Annotated in this window: 17 protein-coding genes; 3 read left to right on the forward strand and 14 right to left on the reverse strand. The window is 63.5% G+C overall.

Features of this window, described 5'->3' with window-relative positions; genetic code table 11:
- Positions 1 to 601: 601 nt before the first annotated feature.
- Both NN4_RS41480 and NN4_RS41485 read left to right on the forward strand, forming a co-directional pair.
- On the forward strand, positions 602 to 919 hold the full coding sequence (locus NN4_RS41480) for a hypothetical protein (protein ID WP_147143086.1): 318 nt from the start codon (positions 602 to 604) through the stop codon (positions 917 to 919).
- Between the two features lie 979 nt (positions 920 to 1,898).
- The gene (locus tag NN4_RS41485; protein ID WP_147143089.1) at positions 1,899 to 2,357 is read left to right on the forward strand and encodes a GNAT family N-acetyltransferase; all 459 of its coding nucleotides are present in this window, start codon (positions 1,899 to 1,901) and stop codon (positions 2,355 to 2,357) included.
- A 163-nt stretch (positions 2,358 to 2,520) separates the two neighbouring features.
- On the opposite strand, the gene NN4_RS46725 is transcribed toward NN4_RS41485, so the two are convergent.
- The 9 genes from NN4_RS46725 to NN4_RS41525 all read right to left on the reverse strand — a co-directional run bounded on the left by NN4_RS46725 (position 2,521) and on the right by NN4_RS41525 (position 10,441).
- A complete protein-coding gene (locus tag NN4_RS46725; protein ID WP_281289466.1) occupies positions 2,521 to 2,649 on the reverse strand; it encodes a hypothetical protein in 129 nt (42 codons plus the stop codon).
- Positions 2,650 to 2,788: 139 nt separating this feature from the next.
- Entirely contained in the window at positions 2,789 to 3,343 is a 555-nt protein-coding gene (locus NN4_RS47085) for a histidine phosphatase family protein (RefSeq protein WP_147143133.1), read from the reverse strand.
- 84 nt (positions 3,344 to 3,427) lie between these two features.
- Entirely contained in the window at positions 3,428 to 4,465 is a 1,038-nt protein-coding gene (locus NN4_RS41495) for a glycosyltransferase (RefSeq protein ID WP_222595266.1), read from the reverse strand.
- Between the two features lie 99 nt (positions 4,466 to 4,564).
- A complete protein-coding gene (locus NN4_RS41500; protein WP_147143095.1) occupies positions 4,565 to 5,689 on the reverse strand; it encodes a glycosyltransferase family 4 protein in 1,125 nt (374 codons plus the stop codon).
- Positions 5,690 to 5,698: 9 nt separating this feature from the next.
- The gene (locus NN4_RS41505) at positions 5,699 to 6,493 is read right to left on the reverse strand and encodes a phosphotransferase (RefSeq protein ID WP_222595267.1); all 795 of its coding nucleotides are present in this window, start codon (positions 6,491 to 6,493) and stop codon (positions 5,699 to 5,701) included.
- Between the two features lie 43 nt (positions 6,494 to 6,536).
- On the reverse strand, positions 6,537 to 7,457 hold the full coding sequence (locus tag NN4_RS41510; protein ID WP_186818883.1) for a glycosyltransferase family 2 protein: 921 nt from the start codon (positions 7,455 to 7,457) through the stop codon (positions 6,537 to 6,539).
- Between the two features lie 14 nt (positions 7,458 to 7,471).
- Entirely contained in the window at positions 7,472 to 8,482 is a 1,011-nt protein-coding gene (locus NN4_RS41515) for a P-loop NTPase family protein (RefSeq protein ID WP_147143104.1), read from the reverse strand.
- Positions 8,479 to 9,516, reverse strand: a complete 1,038-nt coding sequence (locus tag NN4_RS41520) for an NAD-dependent epimerase/dehydratase family protein (protein ID WP_147143107.1) — start codon at positions 9,514 to 9,516, stop codon at positions 8,479 to 8,481. Before NN4_RS41520 ends, NN4_RS41515 begins: the two co-directional genes overlap by 4 nt.
- A gap of 139 nt (positions 9,517 to 9,655) precedes the next feature.
- The gene (locus NN4_RS41525; protein WP_147143110.1) at positions 9,656 to 10,441 is read right to left on the reverse strand and encodes a GntR family transcriptional regulator; all 786 of its coding nucleotides are present in this window, start codon (positions 10,439 to 10,441) and stop codon (positions 9,656 to 9,658) included.
- Between the two features lie 96 nt (positions 10,442 to 10,537).
- On the opposite strand from NN4_RS41525, the gene NN4_RS41530 reads away from it, so the two are divergent.
- Positions 10,538 to 10,960, forward strand: a complete 423-nt coding sequence (locus tag NN4_RS41530) for an NUDIX hydrolase (protein ID WP_147143114.1) — start codon at positions 10,538 to 10,540, stop codon at positions 10,958 to 10,960.
- Between the two features lie 132 nt (positions 10,961 to 11,092).
- On the opposite strand, the gene mobF is transcribed toward NN4_RS41530, so the two are convergent.
- From mobF to NN4_RS41555, 5 genes are all read right to left on the reverse strand, one after another.
- Complete coding sequence (gene mobF / locus NN4_RS41535) at positions 11,093 to 15,703, reverse strand: MobF family relaxase (protein ID WP_246181388.1); 4,611 nt, start codon at positions 15,701 to 15,703, stop codon at positions 11,093 to 11,095.
- 635 nt (positions 15,704 to 16,338) lie between these two features.
- Positions 16,339 to 16,644, reverse strand: coding sequence for a hypothetical protein (locus NN4_RS41540; protein WP_147143121.1), 306 nt, complete (start codon positions 16,642 to 16,644; stop codon positions 16,339 to 16,341).
- Between the two features lie 516 nt (positions 16,645 to 17,160).
- Complete coding sequence (gene ssb, locus NN4_RS41545) at positions 17,161 to 17,649, reverse strand: single-stranded DNA-binding protein (RefSeq protein ID WP_147143124.1); 489 nt, start codon at positions 17,647 to 17,649, stop codon at positions 17,161 to 17,163.
- Positions 17,650 to 17,936: 287 nt separating this feature from the next.
- Complete coding sequence (locus NN4_RS41550) at positions 17,937 to 18,293, reverse strand: YraN family protein (RefSeq protein WP_147143127.1); 357 nt, start codon at positions 18,291 to 18,293, stop codon at positions 17,937 to 17,939.
- Positions 18,294 to 18,363: 70 nt separating this feature from the next.
- The coding region (locus tag NN4_RS41555) for a bifunctional DNA primase/polymerase (protein WP_147143130.1) at positions 18,364 to 19,056 on the reverse strand (693 nt) is incomplete at its 5' end.

Raw genomic sequence — 19,056 nt, forward strand, 5'->3', positions numbered from 1 at the left:
CGTACAACCCGATCACGACATTCAAGGCCGCCCACTGGCTAGGGCAGTGAATTCGGACGTCGTTTATCGGTGAGTTCTGGCGTCGGGTAGCGAGGCTGAGACCGACTGGTATCGGCGAAATCTGATGTCACTGACGACCGTGTCCGCTGGCCAGGCGTGTGAGCCGAACGCACGAAAAGTAGCCGATGGGCACGCGTCTTCGGTAGTTGCTCGCACATCGCGGGCGACAGCCTTGGCGACGGTTTTCAGCCACCGGGGTGGGTGGGCGCCCGGCGACAGTGACGAGCAGCGGGGAGCGCGATGGTTTATGCGCAAGGTCATTGGGTATCAACGTGTTTGGAGATGTTTCAGGTCGAACTACATCGACCGACAACGATGTCCGCTGGTGCAGCTCGGCGCTTCACCCTTCGCGCGTTTACCTACCTGTTGGCAGCGAGGCCGACGAACCAGTGTTCTGACTATCTGGCGGTATCGCGACAGACATTGACACAGTGGCGAGAACGCCGCAGCATCGCGCGGATCCGGCGCGGGTCGGTATCCGTTCGGACTCGGGCGGCAGGGCGTCTCAGCATCTTTCGATCTCTGACAGGAGCACCTACCCATGTCACAGCAAGCGCACGTAAAATTCCAAGACCGCACAGTTGAGTTCGACTTCACCGACGACGACGGCCGCACACATACTTTCGCCGGGAACCTCAGCGCGTCCTTCCCTGCGATCGAGCGCACTGATGCGAAAGTCGACGGCGATCTCGACGCCCCGGGAGTTAGCGCCGCCGTTCAAGGGCGAGTGGGAACCGCAGACACCGAACTCGAGATCATGGACAACGCGGGGAACACCGTCAAGTTGACCTGCCAGATCGATCCGAAGTTGCCCGATGCGGTCGAGGTGAGAGGCGCGGGAACCTGGGCAATCTCGTAGTGGCGTCTGGGCGGTCGTGGCCGCAGGGTCAGCCGGGGATCTCCGACGGCCCGCGTAGCGACCGCCTTGCCCGCCGCACCCCTGGTAGGGGAATGCACGGCAATGCGCTGCGGGCGCAATCTAGAGGGGCCATCGACGGTGGTGTCAAGCATGATCGCGACGTCAGATTTCGCCGACATAGCATCCTGCTCGTTCAGACCGCCGTCAGGATTCACCGATGAACGACGTCGGATTTCACCGATGTAGCCAGCCCACACGGTCCATGCCACAGCACACACCCCGGCGATTGCCAATCCCCCCAGCGACAGGCTCGCATGGGCACCATTGTGCGTTGGTGGGCGGCGGACCCACCAGACGCTAGCTAGCTGTGGCATCCCGCATCGACCACGCCCACGGTCTCGATCACTGGCTGGCCCACGAGATCCTTCACGCCTGGACCACGCGAGCTCCTAAACACTGACTTGGGCCAACTTCAATGACAGTAAGCCAGATTCGCTCCGCCACTCTAATTGGTCCACCCAAGGTCAGCGCCTTACCGCTGGGCCAACTGCACTGGCGCAGGACAGCGGGCCGCTGACCGGCCGTTCCGCCATGGGCAGTGCCAGTGTCCGGTGTCAGTGAATGGGAGCTGGTCAGCGGATGCTGCTGCGGTAGCTCGCCTTCAGTGGCAGGCGGTGCGGTGAGGCTTGCCGTTGAAGGTGATCTCAACCTGCGTAATGCCGGTTGGTCAGCTGGTGCGGATAGATGGCACTCCTCGTCGACGGCTTGGGGGTGATGTGACGGCGTAGGTAGCTGGGGCGCAGATCAAGTGGTTCGGGGATCCTGACGGTTCAGGATGACAGGGCAAGGTCGTCCGGTGCTGGGCTATCGTGGGGCCATGCCGGGTTGACGTTAGAGACACAGTAACGCTCTGTGGCCGCGGGCTCCGCCCGTCCGCCGTTCTGCACGCTCGTCAGCAGAATGGAACGGAAGGAATGCCATGGAGATAAGACGGATTCACGAGAGTGAAGGCGACACGGTCGGCGGTCTGTGGGATCGCATGTGTCGCGAGATTGAAGACGGTGGCCCGCTCACGGAGCACGGTCGGCGCAACCTGTCGCGCATGCTCGCGATGTGTGCCTGGCACCGCGACGCGTTCTGCCTTGTGGCGGTGGATGGCGGCCGGATTATTGGCTTTGTGAACGGCTGCACCGACATCGGAGACGGTCTGTTGCCCGGTCTTTCCGGGGAGGTCGATTCCCTGTATGTCGTGCCGGAGGAGCGGGGCAAGGGAGTCAGCCGGGCGCTGGCCGAGGCTGCCGTCAGCTGGCTGCGGGATCGAGGTGCCGCCACGGTCCGATATTTGTCCTGCGCCGACGCGCATGACGACCACAAGTTCTGGAAGGAACTAGGCTTCGAGCCCGACATGGTGTGCTTGTCGCTGTATCGCGATGAGTGAGCGCTGACTCGAACGAGCAGCACACCGGCGCCCGGGGAAGCCGCGCTTCCCCGGGCGCCGGCCCGTCCTGGGAGTGGTGCGTGGGGGGTCGATCACGGTCATATTCCAATGACGGCTCAGTTTCGGCGGCAATGGCTCAACTGCACTGGCAACGGACAGCCAGTCAGCACTCGGGGTCGGTGGCAGGTTCCTGGTCGGTTTCAGTGATGTTGGTGAGCATGACGGCCGTGAAGCGGTGGAGGTCGGCGCGCAGGAGCTGGGCGGAATAGGCGCGGCCGGTGAAGCGGTCCACGGGATTCCCTACATGGATAGCTCCGCTAGCGTTGGGTTCGGCGCCGGGGGGCGGAATTCATCGGTATTGCTAGATGCGAGTGCTTTCACCTGCGGATTCGATTCCTGGCCAGGTGGGTTCGAGTGATAGATGATGAATGTCATTCTGCGACAACAGGGTCCAACGGGACCCAGCGGCAGGTGTCGTCCAAGATAGCGGCTGTTGCTGCCAAACTGTGAGGCTGGCGTGGAAGATGGCTATGGCGCCGGTGGACCGACTGGTTACCGGTAGGTCGAAAAGGTGTGAAACGTCGCGTCGACGGTTTCGCCGTGCCCGAGGATGAGGACGCGATCGCCGTGTGCTGTGCGAGGATTCGGCTGATTGCTTGGCTGGACCGGTGAAGGTATTCACGCCACGTTTCGCCATCGGGCGTCAGCGCCCGGTCAGGGTCAAGAGCGGGAATACCACCGTATTCATGGACGACATCATGCCAATGGCGTCCGTCTGCGCTGCCGTGGTCTTGTTCGGCCAGTTGCGGGACTACTTCGGGTGTGATTCGGAGGTGCATGCCGATGATGGCAGCGCTTTCTCGTGTTCGAGGCAGTGGGCTGGTGTAGAGGGCGTGGATAGGGTGTTCGAACTGGCGGCGTCCGAGTCTGTGCGCAAGCAGCTCGATTTGATGTCGGCCTTGGCCGGTGAGGCTGGCGGCAGCCAGCGGGTCCGCCGATGACTCCGTCGCGGTTGCAGTGTGCTTCGCCGTGCCGTGCGATCAGCAGTTCTCCGGATGCGAGAGGCTGGTTCATATCGACCGCGTTCGGTCTGCGATGACCTTGTCGTAGAGCTGTAGGCATTGTGCGGCGTGGTGGGACGCGCTGAACAGGTTCGAGCGTCGATGAGCGTTGCACGACAGTTTGTTTCGGTGCTTGGTGTCGCAGGAAAGTCGGTCGATAGCGTGTCCGAGGGCGATGTCGTCGCCGGGGTGGACGATCTGTCCGGCGTCGCCTATGAGCTCGGCCATGTTGGCGATATCTGTTGCCAGAACTGGGATTCCGTGGGCGAGGTAGTCGGCTATGGCGCCGCTGCCTTGGAAAGTGGGTTGCTCACGGTATGGGAATACGCCGAAGCTCGTGCGTTGGACGAGGGCGAGGCGGTCTGCGGGCTCGAGGTAGGTCGGAACGGCGACAACTTCGGTCGCGCCGTGGCTCTGGCCAGTGTGGATTTCTCGGCTCAGATCGGTTCCTGCTTGGTGTGGGTCGTCCCATAGCGGGCCGGCGACTAGCACTGTGCAGGGATGACGAGTTCTTTTGCAGGCACGAATGAGTCCGGCAAGGTCCTTCCATGGTGCGGCGTAGCCATAGAAACTCGCGACAGGACGTGGTTCGGTTGGTGCGGCAGCTGGCCACCATGCCGTTCTCGTGGTGGTCCGCGTGTGGGGTGGGATGGTGGTCGGGAGCCAGCTCACGGTGGAGGGCACCGCGAAGTGGTACTGACGCGCGAGTTGTGTTCGGCCGTAGTCGCCGAAGAAGACGAATCCGTCCATCGTGTCGATGGCGTTGTCGACGAGTGCTCGAAGCGTCTGGTTTGGAACGTGAGTGGTGAACAACGTCCAGTCGAGGCAATGAACGTGATAGATCGCGGGCGGCCGATTCTGTCGCGTCCACAGGCAGGGTAGGAGTTGCTCGATTTCGAGGTTTCCGTAGTGGATGCTGAGCACGTCGTAAGCGTTGAGGTCGACGGTGGCGAGTAGTCGTTCAGCGGTTTCGATGATTCGATCAGCTGGCCAGAACGCTGATTGCGCAGGCGCATAGGGTATTCCGGGGCTGCCCAACCGGTCCACCTGGGCACCGTGTTCGCGCAGTCCGGTCGTGAGGACGTTCAGATACGGCGGGAGGCTTCCTTCGCCGCCTGTTGGGCCGATCAGCAGAATCCGCATTGGTCACGCACCGATGAGTTGTCGATAGTGATCAAGGGTGGCGGCGGCGTTGATGCCCCAGTCGAAATGGCGCGGTAGGTCCGCGTTGTGTGGCTGTTCGGTCGTGAGTAGGCGGGCCAGGTCGTCGGCGTCGTGGTAGGTGTAGCCGCCGCCGGAGGTCAGTAGTTCGGGGGCGACGCCGAGGGTTTTGGGGAGGAGCGCTGGTGTGCCGCAGGCGATTGCTTCGGCGATTGCCAGTCCGAATCCTTCCCATCGGCTCGTTGAGAGGAGCCAGTCGGCGCTGCGGTAGAGGGCGGGCATGTCGGTGTCGTCGAGGTCATGGAGCACCGTGAGCAGAGTGGATTTGTGGGTTACTGGGCAGAATGCGGAGGAGTGGCCGAGCAGCACGGTGATAACAGCGAGGTCTTGCAGTTTGGCGGCGATCTGTTCGAGAAGATCCCAGCCCTTCATCGGCGTAATCTTTCCCACCCATACCAGTTGTGTCCGATCGTGTGGGTCGGGTGTGAACGGCGGCGCTGACTCACCTGATTCGAGCAGCGCCGAGAGCGGTGTCGGGTTGATCGGTTCGCCGTCGTCGTTGAGCGACACTCGAACCCCGCTGGTCGGTGTATATACCGGGCCGGGGTGAAATCGGTTGCGGTCGATACCGTTATGGATCACCGCGGGGAGGGGGATGTCGTAAGCCCCGAGTAGGTCGCGGGCCGCGTAGTGGCTGACGGCGATCACGCGATCTGCGAGGTGGACTAGATGGCGTTCGTCTTGTGCAAGTTCCGGTGCGCCGAGGGTGCGGGCGCTGAATTCGCCTCGGACCAGCACCGGTGCGCGGCTGGTTCGGTGTTGGGTGAGGTAGGTGAGTGTTTCGGCTTCCCAAGTCGAGCAGTCGATCACATCTGGTTCGATCCGCCACAGCAGATCAGCCACTGCTACGCGATGCGCCACGAGATCCTCGGTACGCGGCAACGCCACGACCCGCACACGACCGGCGGCCACCGGGTCGAGTGTTTCCTGCGTCATCAGGGTGATCTGATGTCCGCGGGACGCCATGGCGGCGGCGAGGGCCCGATACAGCGTGCAGATGCCTCCGCGCGTTCGTTGATGGAGGTCACGGTGGACCATCGCGATATGCATCCCGAACTCCTATCGCAGCTGATGGAGACGTTGTCGTGCCTGGCCCCAGGCGGTTTCGATGAGAGGAAGCCGAGTCCGGCGGATCGGGTTGTCGGGTAGTTCTTGGTGGATGCGGAGCTCGCGCGTGAGCACCGCCGCTAAGTTGAGGACGAACGGTGTCTCGATGCCGGCCTCGGAGACCGATGTGTCAATGCGGCTCTTGATCTGTGGTGTGTGCGCGCCGAGTTGGGTGTGCAGCATGGCCAGATCGAAGCCGGGCAGAAACAGGCCGGTGAACTCCCAGTCGAGCAGCGTGACCTGATCTCGATCATCGAGCAGGATGTTGCTGGCCAACGGGTCGCCATGGTTGGGCTGATCGGGCAGTCCGGTAATCGTGAGAAGTTGTTGCAGGGCATCGTGATCGGCGTCGGACAGATAGCCCAACCCGTGATAGCGGCGGAATCGGTCGGAATAGTCGAAGATGACCTCGAATGGCTCAGCAGGAGGTTGCCAGCGGTTGAAGGCAGCCACACAGGACAACATCACCTCGGCCTGGTGATCGGTGATAGGGCGTTGCGGGTAGCGATCTGTGTCGAGTTGTGTGCCCTCGACCCACTCCAACACCATCAGCCGTGTGTCGTCGGTATCGAGGAGTCTTGGCACGCGAACCGGCGGCGGTGTGCGAGCAAAGACCTGGTAGACCGACAGTTCGTGGCGCCACTTCGCCATCCAGAAGGGGTCAGAGTCGAGCAAGAATTTGATGGCGACTGGTCTACCGGCGCGCGTACCCCTCGCCAGTACCGTCTTGTCCGTCTGCTGCAGCACGGTGCTGATTCGAACGTCGGCCGCGCGGGTCGCGGCAGTAAGGTCATCGGGCCATGTCGACACGGCGCTCCTGAATCGAGTCGGTGATGCGGGCGGGCAGGTCGGATTCGGATTGCTGGCCATGCCAGGTGGCCGAGATCTCGCCGATACAGCGCTGGAAAAAGTCTCCGGCCAGTGTGCCGCCTTCGGCGACCACGGTCAGTGCCTGCCAGTACAGAACAGCAATGTAGAGACGGAACCGTTGTGATCGCGCCGTGGTGGCTGGCCAGCGCGCCCAGATCCGCTGGGCGAGTCTGCCAAAACCCGACAGAGCGGCAGCGTTTGACATCGTGGCGCCGCACATACTGTTCTGCGCGGGTAACCGGTGATAGATCACGGTCGGTTGCGGCACGTGGTGGAATCGGTAGCCGTGCTCACGGGTCAGCCGCAGCCACATGTCCCAGTCCTCGAGCGCCGACAATCCGGGGTCATAGCGGGCATTAGCTGGTGGCATCCGCACGACGGCGGCATGGACCGAGATGAAATTGGCCACCGACAGCAGCTCGCCGTCGAAGGGGTGCGACCAAGACTCGAGCTGGGGCGGTGGCAGGGCCGGATCGACGCGGCTCGTACTCACTGGACAAATTCCGTACGCCGCGTCAACGTTTTCGCGCCCGATCGTCTCGATCATGGTGGCCAGATGATCCGGCAGGAAGACGTCATCGTCATCGAGTAGCGCCAGGAACTCTCCTCTGGCGGCATCGATCCCGACGTTGCGGGCACTCGACAGGCCGCGATTCACCGGCAGATCGATCAGTCGAGTGCACAAGCCGCGGTCGCGGGCGGTGTCGATCGCGTCGTTCACTTCGGTGCCGCCGTCGTTGACGACGATCACCTCGATCTCGCCCGGAACACCGCGTTGCCCCACAACACTCGACAGCGCTGACCGGAGGATTGCAGGGCGGTTGTAGGTGGGGATCACCACACTGACTAGGGGCGTCATGATCGACTCCCTTTCAGCACCGTGGGTTCCAGTAGTTCGGACGGGTCGCCGCTGTGGCGCCATTCGAGGACTGTCGCCCGATCGGCAAGCCTGCGGACGAGCCTCTGCGCGTCGGCCAAGTACTCGTGTATATCGCGTTCATGGCGAGGCAGGTAGTGCTGGTTGAGATTCCGGTCGAACATCCAATCCGTGCGCACATGCGGTATCAGCGCACCTACGGGATCATCGATCATTGCTCGCATGGGGCTGCCGTTGGTGTAGCTGGCCAAGACAACGACCACACTCGGGCCTGGACCGTTGTCGGGAAGGTCGACCTCGATCGGGTTCTGCTGCCCGAGCCCAGGGAACGTGTAAAGCACACGCCGGTCGGACCCGTAGAGCTTTTCGCGGCTGACGTTGCGGTGGGCGTCGATGTCCAAGCCGTCGGTGTCCCATGGTGGCGGAAGGTTTTGTTCCAGATCGAGATACGTACCGATCTTCAGTGGTATCAGCGTCGGGAGCGACGTCAACGTCAAGGGTGAGGATGGGTCGTTGGGGTCGGAATAGACGATCAAGTGGTCGTTGGACAGATACCGCATCTCATGGGACAGAACCGATTTCAGACCGAGTGTGGTCTTTCCGCTGCCCTTATCTCCCACGATGACGATCACTCTGTGGTCGTCGACGACCGCGGAGGCATGCAGCATGATGTAGTGCCGCTGCTCGCAGTGGTCGATCAGCGCCTCACGGATGGTTTTACGTGCGGTGACCGCCAAGTGATGAGGACCATTGGCTTGCAGCCGGATTCGCCGGGCCTGCGGTGATGCGGCATAACCGACGCCCCAAGGATTGATGGCCAGCTGTGGTGTCAGCGGACCAACTATCGCCTCGACGGTCCAACTCGACGGTAGGCGATCTGCGTCGGTTATCTGATAGAACTCGCCCAGAAGATCGAGGACCACCTGGCTGTTGGTGATCAGGCCGACCGAAACTGGTCCGAGATGGCAGGTGCGGACCCACGTGGTCATACGGCGAGCTCCGCCCGCGGTGTCTGTGCGTTCCGTACAACCTCAGCTATCCCGTCGGTCAGTGGGACCATCGGTTGCCAGCCGAGTGCCCTGCGGGCTCGGGTTATGTCCATGACCATCCGGCGAGCATCGCCAGGCATCGCAGGCACAAACGTCGGGGTTATCCGTGCATCGGCCAACTGGCAGACCGTATCGAAAACCTCTGCAATGCTGGCTTCTTGGCCTGAGCTGATGTTGATGAGCCCTCGTCCGCGGCCAGTGCACGCCTTCACCACCGCTTCTGCGACGTCGGTCACGTGGACGAAATCACGAGTTTGCTGGCCGTCGCCGGTAATGGATGGCGGCATGCCTCGCACGACTTCGCTGGCGATACGGGGGATCACACCACAGTTGGCACCGATCTGCCTGGGGCCGTAGGCATTTCCGATCGCCAAGGCGACATACGGAAGGTTGCGATGGCGTTCGAACAAGTCCAGATAGCGCAGCGCAGTGGCCTTGCTGAGGCCATACGGGGAGCACGGCACGATCGGAGTCTGCTCGGTGACCGGAAGATGCTCGGGTGGAACCTGTCCGTAAATAGCTGCGCTCGCGGCGAATACGACCAGGCCCACGTCTGCGCGAGTGCATGCCTCCAACACATTGACGCTGCCCCTGATGTTGATATCGGCGTCCATCAGCGGCGACCGCAACGCCACCGGCAGGCTCGCCTGCGCGGCCAGATGAACCACCACAGCGGGGCGCCACTCCAGGATGGCAGCGGCACAGTTCTTACTCCGAACGTCAACCACTCGAATATCGCTCTCGGACAGGCCAAGACGAAACGCCTCGCGCAACTGGGCGACTCGGCCGATCGACAAGTCATCGATCACCTGGACTCGGCTTCCTAGGCGCAAGAGCCGTGCTACGACCCGACTTCCGATGAAGCCCGCACCACCTGTGACGGCAACCCGAGTACCACTCGGTAGCAGACGTGGATCGCTTGTCGCGTTACCGCCGTGAGGGCGCTGCCGTGCCTGATCCTGTTCGTTCGTCATCCCCGTCCCCTCCTCTCGTTCCAGGTCATGGGGGGCCCGGCTCGTTGCTGAACTCCTCTAGACAAGTAGAGAACGATCGTATCGGTCATGTCTAGACAAGTACAGGTGTTTTCGAGTATTCGACTGCGGTGATCGCGAATCAGCGGGCGGGGAAGTCGTATTCGAGCAGGTAGGCGCTCGCGACCTTCACGGTTTCGCACACCTCGACCGCTACATCATCGGTGTCGTACGCAGTCCGCACGACGGTAATCACCGGCACGCTGTCAGCCAGCTCCAACTCGCGACGTTCATCGGGTGTCGGCATTCGCGCGCCGACCTCCTCGGTGAAGCGAGCAAGAATATGGCCCAACTCTTCGAGGCGTGCATAGATCCCGCCAGGGCCGGTGTCCGGCTCCTCGATCCGGGTCCCCGCAGCGAACGCGACAGGAATGTAAGACGTGGCCGTCTCGACCGGACGTCCATTGGCCAGATATCGGCGTGCGCGCACGACAAGCTCGCTACCCGGCTCCACACGCAAGCGCTCAGCGACGGAAAGGCCAGCGGCACAGTGAGATATCTGGATTCGATCGACAGCGGGAGCGAATCCAGCCTTCTCGGCCTCTACGGAGAACGCGGCCTTACCGCTCGCACCTGCACGGTGTTTGCGGGCAAACCGGTCCGAGGCTAGGCGGCGGATCGGCGGTTCGTGGCGGACGAATACACCGCGTCCCTGCTCCGCATAGACAAGGCCCTCATTGCGGAGTTCCTGCACCGCTTGGCGGGCGGTCATCCGGGCAACACCGAAATGTGTTGTCAACTCAGCCTCGGAAGGCAACGGCTCGCCCGGAGCGATCTCACCGGCGGAAATCGCATCACGGAGCATGTCGGCGATCTGGCGATACGGCGCGCGACCGTCGGAGCGATCCACTGTCCCGAGCTGGAGCATCAGACCCTTCCTCATCCGCCACGAACATACCTAGACAACTAGCTTAGTCTTAGCCCGCAGACGCGGGCTTGGACCGTGACATTCAATGGAGGATCGATGAACCTGCCGAAGCATTCCGTGAGTGTCTCGGGCATAGTCGTCGACGCAGATGACCGTGTCCTGGTTATTCGCCGAGCCGACAACGGTCATTGGGAGGCCCCGGGAGGCGTGCTGGAACTCGATGAAACCTTCGAAGAAGGCGTGCGCCGAGAGGTCGCTGAGGAAACCGGGCTGAACGTCCGTGTCGACCGCCTGACAGGCGTCTATAAGAACCTGAAGGGCGGCATTGTGGCACTTGTGTTTCGATGCACGGCACATCCCGGTAGCCCTCACCCAACAGCAGAGGCGGTCGAGGTGCAATGGATGACCGCCGAGGAAGTCCGTGAAGTCATGGTGCCAGCCTTCGCCGTGCGGGTGCTGGACGCGTTCGATGAGCTGGGGCCTCGAGTACGAGCGCACGACGGAGTCAACCTCGAGTAGAGAACGTGTCTATCAAAGGCCGGGCGCGATGCTTCTCAGCGGTCGGTGGGGTGCAAGTAGATGGCCCGTGCAGATGTTCTGAATATGAAGCCACTGTGACGATCGGGCGGCGCGCGACCGTCGTCAGGGTGTTCAGATGCGCGGTCGGCGGATTGGGCGTGGCTGGGGGTTCGGTTGGCGGCGGCGATTCCGTTGTCGGGATTTGGAGTGCGAGTCTGGTCGTCGATTCGACTCGGTGGAGTTGGATGGCGGCTGATCGTGATTCGGCTCCCGCATGTGGGCGGGATGGTCGACGGAAGTGGGTTGAACGTGGGGTGGGGTGCTGAGTTCGATTCGTTGACGTAGTTCGTGGGCGTAGTCGGCGAGCTGGTCGTCACGGCCTGGATAGTCGGGAATCGGCCGAAAGCGATGAGGGTACGGGTAGTCAGTGAGCGCTCGGAAGTCGCGATCGGAGTGGATGTCGTTGCGGGCTGGAGCGTGGTCGTTGATCCATATGTCGGCGCGGTTGCGGAGTTCGTGGGCGGGGCCAGCGACGAGTAGGAGGCTGGCTCCGAGGTCGTGGTGGTTGTTGGTGGCGATCGCGGCGACGAGTGCGGTGGTGTCGAGGCAGTGGGCGTGGGCGAGGGCGATGGTGTCCAACAGCTTGTCGTAATACAGGGACTTCTGTGCCTGCTTGTAGATGACTACGGGGAGCGAACGGTAGAGGAGCTGGTCGGTGCGGGCGTCAGCCAGTTCTTTGACGTAGTGGTGATAGTCGCGCAACATCCGATCGACGCGTTCGGCCCGGTTGATGTGGTTGTAGTCGGCGAGATCGCCGGTATGGGGCTCGGTGACGGCATCGCTCGGGCTCGAGTTGGAAGAGACCGAGGCAGTATCGATGTCGGGTGAAGCATCGCTGATCGGCACTGTTGCTGATTGAACCAATGCGTCGCCGAACGCGGTCATGGTGTCGGATTCGATATCAGGATTGGAGATATTGCTACGCGTTGACAGCAGCTGGTCGGCTGTCGGGGCGATGAGGTGGAGCCGGAGTTGTTCTGCGTGGCTGGCGAGTTCGACGTCCATCGTTGGATGGCGGGTGGGGACAGGTCGTAGGGGGCCGGTGAAGGGGAAGTCGCGCAACGCGCGGAATCGTTGCCCAGGGTGGGCGAGTGCCGGGGTGGCGTTGAGGCGCGCGATTACGGCGTTGGCCGCGTCTGGTGGCAGGTTGGCGAGGGTGTCGACCGCTGCGATGGCGATGGCGATGGTGGTAGGTGCGGGTGGTTGGTCTGTGTGGATCCAGGTGTCGGCGCGTGCGCGCAGCAGGGCGGCGGTGTCTCGGGCAGTGGTGAGGGATTCGCCGAGGTCTCGGTAGTTGTCGGTGGCGATCGAGGCGACCAGTGCGTTGGTGTCGAGGCCGTGGGCGTCGGCGAGGGCGATGGTGTCGAGCAACTGCTGATAATTGGGCGAGCGCATGGTGTCGCGGTAGAACACGACCGGTAGGGCGTGGGCGAGCAGATAGGTGCCTCGGGCGTCGGCGAGCAGTTGGTAGGCGTGGTGGTAGGTGGTGCGAGCCCGGTGGTCGGCGGCGGCTTGTTCTGCGCGCATGATGTCGATGGCGGAGCGGTTTTCGTCCTCGCGGGCCAAGACGCGAGCGAAGATCTGTTGGGGTTCGGTGGGGTCGTCGGGTTGCTGGTTGCCGGTGGGGTCGATGAGGGTGTCGGTGGCGAGGAAGATGCGGTTGAGTTCGGATCCGCGGGTGAGTCCGACGTAGGCCAGGGCGCGCCCGAGGGTCTCGTTCATCAGTACATAGGCGCGGCGGACGGTGAGGCCTTCGGCGCGGTGGATGGTGGTGGCGTAGCCGAGTTCGACGTGGTGGCGAATGTAGTCGGCGGGTAGGTGAACGCTGCCGCGGTGGTTGGTGCCCAGGACGGTGACTGTGCCGTCGCGATGGATTTTCCGGATTGTCCACAGGTCGCCGTTGTCGATATGGGTGGCGTGGCGGATGCCGCCGGTGATGCGCAGGCGAGGGTTGTTGAGACGCGTGACGACGATGTCACCGACATAGCCGGCATGGCTGTCGGACAACAGGACTCGGCCCTTGCTTGTATCGATGTGGCCGGTGAGAGCATGGTGGGCTTGGGCGGCGGCGTTGAGCGCGGAGACATCGTTGAGGGTGGCGGCGATCATGAGCGAGGAGATTCCGGCCGCGGTGTCCTCGAGGTGTTGGGCGAGGATGGCGGCACGGAGTTGATCGCTCATCCCGTGCGTGACACGGCCGTTGTTGTTGTAGAACTCCCAGGCGCGCTCGATGTCGCCGTCGCGGACGGCGAGGGTGGCGTCGGCTTCGGCGGGATCGATGAAGCGCACGACTTGGCGGAGTTGGGGTGCTCGGGTGTCGCGAGCGAGGGTGCGGAAGATACCGCCGGCTTCGACGGCCGGGAGTTGTTCGGGGTCACCGATTGCGCGCACAATCGCGCCGTGGGCGTGGGCCAGAGCGCGCACAGCATCGAAGTCCGCCGTGGCGGCCATCGATGCTTCGTCGATGAGCAGCATCGTCCCCGGGGTGACGCCGGTGGGGACGCCGTAGGCGGCTTGGGTGAGGAGCCGGTCGATGGTGTGTGCGGGAATGCGCAGGTTGTTGGAGAGTTCACGTGCCGCTGACGCGGAGGGTGCCAGGGCGATGACCTCACGGCCCGAAGCGCGCCAGGCGATGGCGACCGCGCGCATCGCGGTGGTTTTCCCGGTGCCGGCGGGCCCGACCGCGACCGCTAATTCTGTTGCACAGCAGCACAAGTAGCGGGCGATCTCGCGTTGACCTTCGTTGAGAATGAGCTTGTCTTGTTTGCGGATCTGGGCGATCGCGGCATCGATGAGGTGGGGTGAGATTGTTTCGGGACTGGGTGCGTGTGCGGAGTTGAGTAGCCGGGTTTCGGCGTCGAGAACGGTCTGGGAGGTGTAGCGGGTGGCGCCGGTGAGGGTGAACACGCTCTCGCCGTCGCGGCGGGCCAGTGCGGCAGGCGCGGGGTCGGGGTGGATGGTGAGTTGGATGCTGTGCTGGTCGCGGACGGTGGCGGTGATGTGTTCGACCGCGCCACGGTGAGCGGTGTCGGTGGGGAACTCGATGACCGCGAGGCGGTCTTCGACTGCGGAGCGAATGTTGGCCTCGGTCCAGGTTGCCCGGCGCCGCGCGACAGTCTCGACCACGTCTTGAGTGATACGGTCCGGTGCCCAGAGCTTGCGCAGACGCGCGGTGTGCACGGCTGAGATGCGGTCCAAGAGCGCAAGTTCGGGGTGCGGGGTGAAGAGCTTTCGGACAGCCCTTGCGGTTCGCGTCCGCGCGGCGGTCGTGGGGAAGACAGCAGCGTCCAGGTGGTGGTCGATGCAGTCGTCGAGTTGCTCGCGAGTGCTGTCGATGACAGCGCTGGGGCCACCGAGGTCGACCCCGACCGCGATCGCGATCTGTTCCGGATCGGTCCGAGGGTGGGCATCGGGGTGGGTGTGAGCGTGCAGGAGATCGCGGGCGAAGCCGACCGCGGTACGACCGTCGCCGAGGAAGCGGCGGGTGCGGGTATCCCACTCGGAGATCATGGCGCGCAACGTTTTCGGGAGCGGTTTCGCGTGCCGGGTCTGCAAGGTTGCTTGTTGGGCAAGCCGGTATTGGACGACGGTGCTCGGGTTGCGGCCGTGGCGCGCGCGGTAGTCGGCGACGAGTGCTTCGGTGCGGGCAATGATGTCAGGAGTGCGCGAAAACTCGGCAATCATTTGGTCGCTGACGCCCGCGATTTCCAGCACCGGTTGCTTACCCCGTCCGCGACTGCGCTCCTCGAAACGAAACCCGACCCGGCGTCGAACCTTGCCGACGATGGTGGCGTTGTAGCGCGAGGAGAACGACACCGCCGCCGCGTACAACGGCCGCGCGTCCAAGGCAGACCACTTGCCGTCCGAACCCAGAACCTTGCCCGAAACGACGGCGTGGGTGTGCAGGTTCGGGTCGCCGGTTCGGTTGTCGAAGTGGTCGTACGCGGCGATCACGAATCCTTCGGCGTCGATTTGGTGCGTGCCGTTGTGGCCGCGGCGGGTGACCGCGCATTGAGACTCGGCCCACGCCAGGACCTCGCGCACGGCCTCGGTGTGACACTGCCAGATCGCGTTGCGGAGCTCGTCGTCGCCGAGTCCCCACAGGATCGAGATCGATTTCGGTGGCGTGAAGACGAGATCGAACCCGGCGACCGCTTTGCGGCTGCCGGACTTCTCCTGAGCCAGGGCGGTCTCGATCTCGGTGCGTGCGGGTTCGCGCCCGAGGGTGGTGGTGAGGTGTTCGCGGGCGGCGTCGGTTCGCAGAATGGTGCGTTCATCCCAGGTCGGGCGACGCAGATGGAGGTCGGTGAAGGCGTCGATGTTGCGTGTGAGGATGTCGGTGATCGGGGAGGGGTTGTTGGTGTATTCGTAGAAGCTGGCGCCGAGTTTGGCAGCGTCGATTGCTTGTGTGGCCGTCTTTCCGGCAGTGATTTCAGTGGCGATTATCGTATTGGCATGTGGATGTAGTCCCTCGCCGAACAAGGCTTGCATTTGCGTCTCGGTGACATTACCGGAAACGCTCAAACTGGTAGTGCCGCTGCCGAGCCATATGCCGGGTGGGGTGCCGCTCTCGAGGTAATAGTCGGTGAGGTCACGGGTGCGATCGCGCAGACGATCCCCGCTGGCCACCTGGCTCGTAAGGTACTGGTAGCCATCGCCTGCATGTAGTCGATGGATTGTCATCACGCCATCTAAGATAACGCGGAAATAGCAATTTAATTAAACATTACCGGCCGGTAGCATGGCGATGCAAGAGGTGTGTCAGTTGATGGAAATAAAACCCATATGGGAAGTGGTAAGGAATGGTGATGAGGATTGTGTTGGTAACAATTCGATGAGATTGTTGGAATTGAAGATTTGATCGGAAGATGAATTCCCGTGCATCGCCGCGCGCAACTCGGCGGGCGCGGGTGAGGAGGAGGTGGGTGATGGGCGCACAGGAGGTGTCAGCGCGTAAGTGGGCGCGCAGTGTGATGGCGGGGGTATTGGAGGCGCAGACGCGGGCGGCGAAGGCTGCGGAGGCGGACTTGGTCGAATTGCGTAAGCAGGCGGGCAGATTGGGGCGGGCGGCGCGGCGACGTGACGCGGTGATCGCGAGCGCGGCGGCCCGGTACGAAGCTATCGCCGCCGAAGCGGAGTCGGCCCAAGGGGCGGTCTTGCGAAGACTCGAGGCGCGCGGCATGGATGGCCCGCAGCTGGCCCAGATGACGGGCCTGGACCCCGCGCAGCTGAAACGACTGTTGCGTGCGGGTGCGTCGGCACCGGCCGCACGGTGCGAGCGTGGGCCGGTGCGGAGTAAGGCTCGGCGGTCGAGGTTGCTAGTTGAGCAGGACCGAGCGGGGGATCAGGTGCCGAAACCCGGGGAGTCCGAAGAAGCTGCGAGCGAGCCGGGACCCCCAGGCGCCGTGTTTGGCGGCCCAGGCCCAGTGCCCGGCCAGCCACAGGGCCACACCACCGGCGAGCCAGGGCAGGCGAGCGGGTAGCGCGTAGCTGGGGAACAGCACGATCCCCAGTAGGGCGTCGATGACGATGAGAAAGCCGAGGATGCGTGCCAGCATGGGAAACAACCACCACGCCACGAGCAGAACCAATACGACGAGCGCTATAAGCCAGATCAGGGACATCAGCAGACCTCCGATCGTGTCGCAGCCCGCATCGGCTGCGTCAACCTATTGCAACGCGATACCGATCGGTATGCCAGAGGTGGCGGGAAAGAAGTCCGGGACGGTACGAGTCGTTCGTGCAGCGGGCATAGGGAGTGGGCGGATTCGCGGTCGAGAGAATCGTCGAGCGCGACGGTGAGATGGTGTAGGTGAGCGCGTAGCAAGCGGTTGTCGAGGACGAGGGCGCGTACGCGGGTCTCGAGCAGGGTGATGAGTGCGAACTGGGTTGTGCTCGCCAGCTCGGGACTCGAACCGGAGGACGCGGCGAGCATCGGTAGGGCGGGGGCGGTCACTGGTCGCGCCGGGTGGTCGATCCGGGCAGGCGCGCGGAGCGTGTCATCGGTGGTCATGGGTGGGTCACCTCCACGGGGGGAAGGGCGCGAACCGGCGTCAAGTGTCAGCGCGCGGATTCACTTCGGCGAGATTCGGGTGGCTGGGCGGGGACACCGGTGATGTCGCCCGCCCAGCCACGCAGTGTCAGAACGGCGGTTCGTCGTCGCCAGCGCCGACCGTGGCGAGCTGGTTCTCGACGGCGGGTGCCGGGTCTGAGGACGGCTCGAGGGCCGAGTGTGCGGCGGGCTCGCGAGGGTCGACCGCGTTGCGGTCGATCTTGGCGACATCGGCGACGGCGCCGCGAAGGGAGGGGCCGATCTCGTCGACGAGTACCTCGGTGACGTAGCGCTTTTCGCCCTCGGCAGTGTCATAGCTGCGCTGCTTGAGCTTGCCGGTGACAATCACACGCATTCCACGCCGAAGACTCTGGGCGGCATGTACGGCCTGGTGGTCCCAAATGTTGCAGCGCACGAACAGCGTGTCGCCGTCCTTCCACTCACTGCTGTGACGGTCGAAAAAGCGAGTGTTCTGGGCGACGGTGAGATTGAGTACCGGCTTACCGGCCGGTGTTTGACGCAGGTCGGGGTTGTCGGTGAGGTTACCGACCACGGTGACGAAAAGGTCTCCAGCCATGAGTGATCTCCTTACGGAATAGACGGATTCGAAATGGATGGACCGGCAACCCCTACTCGGTCGTTGACCGGAGGGGCTGTCGATCTGCGGCCGTGGCCATCAGAGGCGGGGTCGGGCCCGCAGGGCCGGCGGGGGTTCTGCGCCAGCGGGTAGTGGATCGCCGCAGGCGACCTGAGCGCAGCGAAGGCTTGTCCACTCCCGTTGCGGCGCAGGTTCATCGCCGGGCTACCCGACCCGGCTCTGATCCCCTGTGGGGCTGATCGACAGCACCGTCGGAGCAGCGCCGGTCAGAACGCAGCTTGAAAATATTGGACTTCGGATTCGTGATCAGGGTCGAGCAGCACCGCGGCCACGTCGAATCGGATTTTCCACCACGGTCCGTCGTGCTCGGCCAGCCACAGCAAGGCAGTACGACGCAAGCGTTGCCGCTTGAGGAAAGTGACCGCGGCGACTGGGACTTGGAACGGCGAGATGGTCTGTGCGTGCACCTGGACGAACGCGGTGGTGTCCCCATCTTGGGCGATGAGGCTGATCTCGCCGCACGAGCGGCGCCAATTACGGTCGAGGATCTTTATCCCGGCACTGGTCAGGTACTGGGCTACGAGTTCTTCGGCTCGAGTTTGCGGTGTCGGATCGGAATGCATGTCGCGAGTCCTTTCACAACGGCAGCGGAAAGTCGTTTCGGTGCTGCGGGGTGTGCGATGTTGGGTTGGTTCAGGGATCTGGCGTGAGGTGGCGCGGTCGGCGGGCGCCGTAGGCGAGGCCGTTGGTGAGCGCGCGGTCGAGTTCGTCACGGGTGAAGCCGTCGATGCCGACATGTTTGATGGCGGCGTGGGTGAGCGCGGCGCGCACGTGTTGTTCAGTGAGCTCGCCTGCGGCGGCGAGACGACCCAGGACTACCGCTGCGCGAAAGAGGGTGATGTTGCGGGTATGGGGCGCTGGATCGGCGACGTGTCTGGCTTCGTCGGCCACGATCGCGGCGAGGTAAGCGTTCCGATATCCCGGTGGCGGGTTCGAAGGAGCCTGCGGTGGTGGCGGAACCAGCAACTCGACCAGTGTTGAAGGCAGGTCGGCTATCGGTCGTGGATCGATGACCCGATAGCTCCCTGCCTTGGTGCGTGAGCCGGCGGTGACGACGTATCCGCCATGGCCGCGTGAGTCGATGAGCGGTCCGATGCGGCCTACCGAGCAGCCGAGTTCGGGCGTGGTCGGTGCGCGGTAGTAGAAGTGGGCTCCGCCGGAGGGGGTGCGCACAGCGAAGGTCAGCAGGCTCGACGACTCACCGGTGATGGCGGCGAGCCGTCCCAAGAGCTGGTGCGCGAGAGGGGCGTCGGATGGTTGGCCGGGACGGCGGTGTTCGATGTCGATGTCGATGACCAGCAGACCGCTGGGGCCGGTAGCAACGGC

Source organism: Nocardia ninae NBRC 108245 (assembly GCF_007990755.1).
GTDB lineage: Bacteria > Actinomycetota > Actinomycetes > Mycobacteriales > Mycobacteriaceae > Nocardia > Nocardia ninae.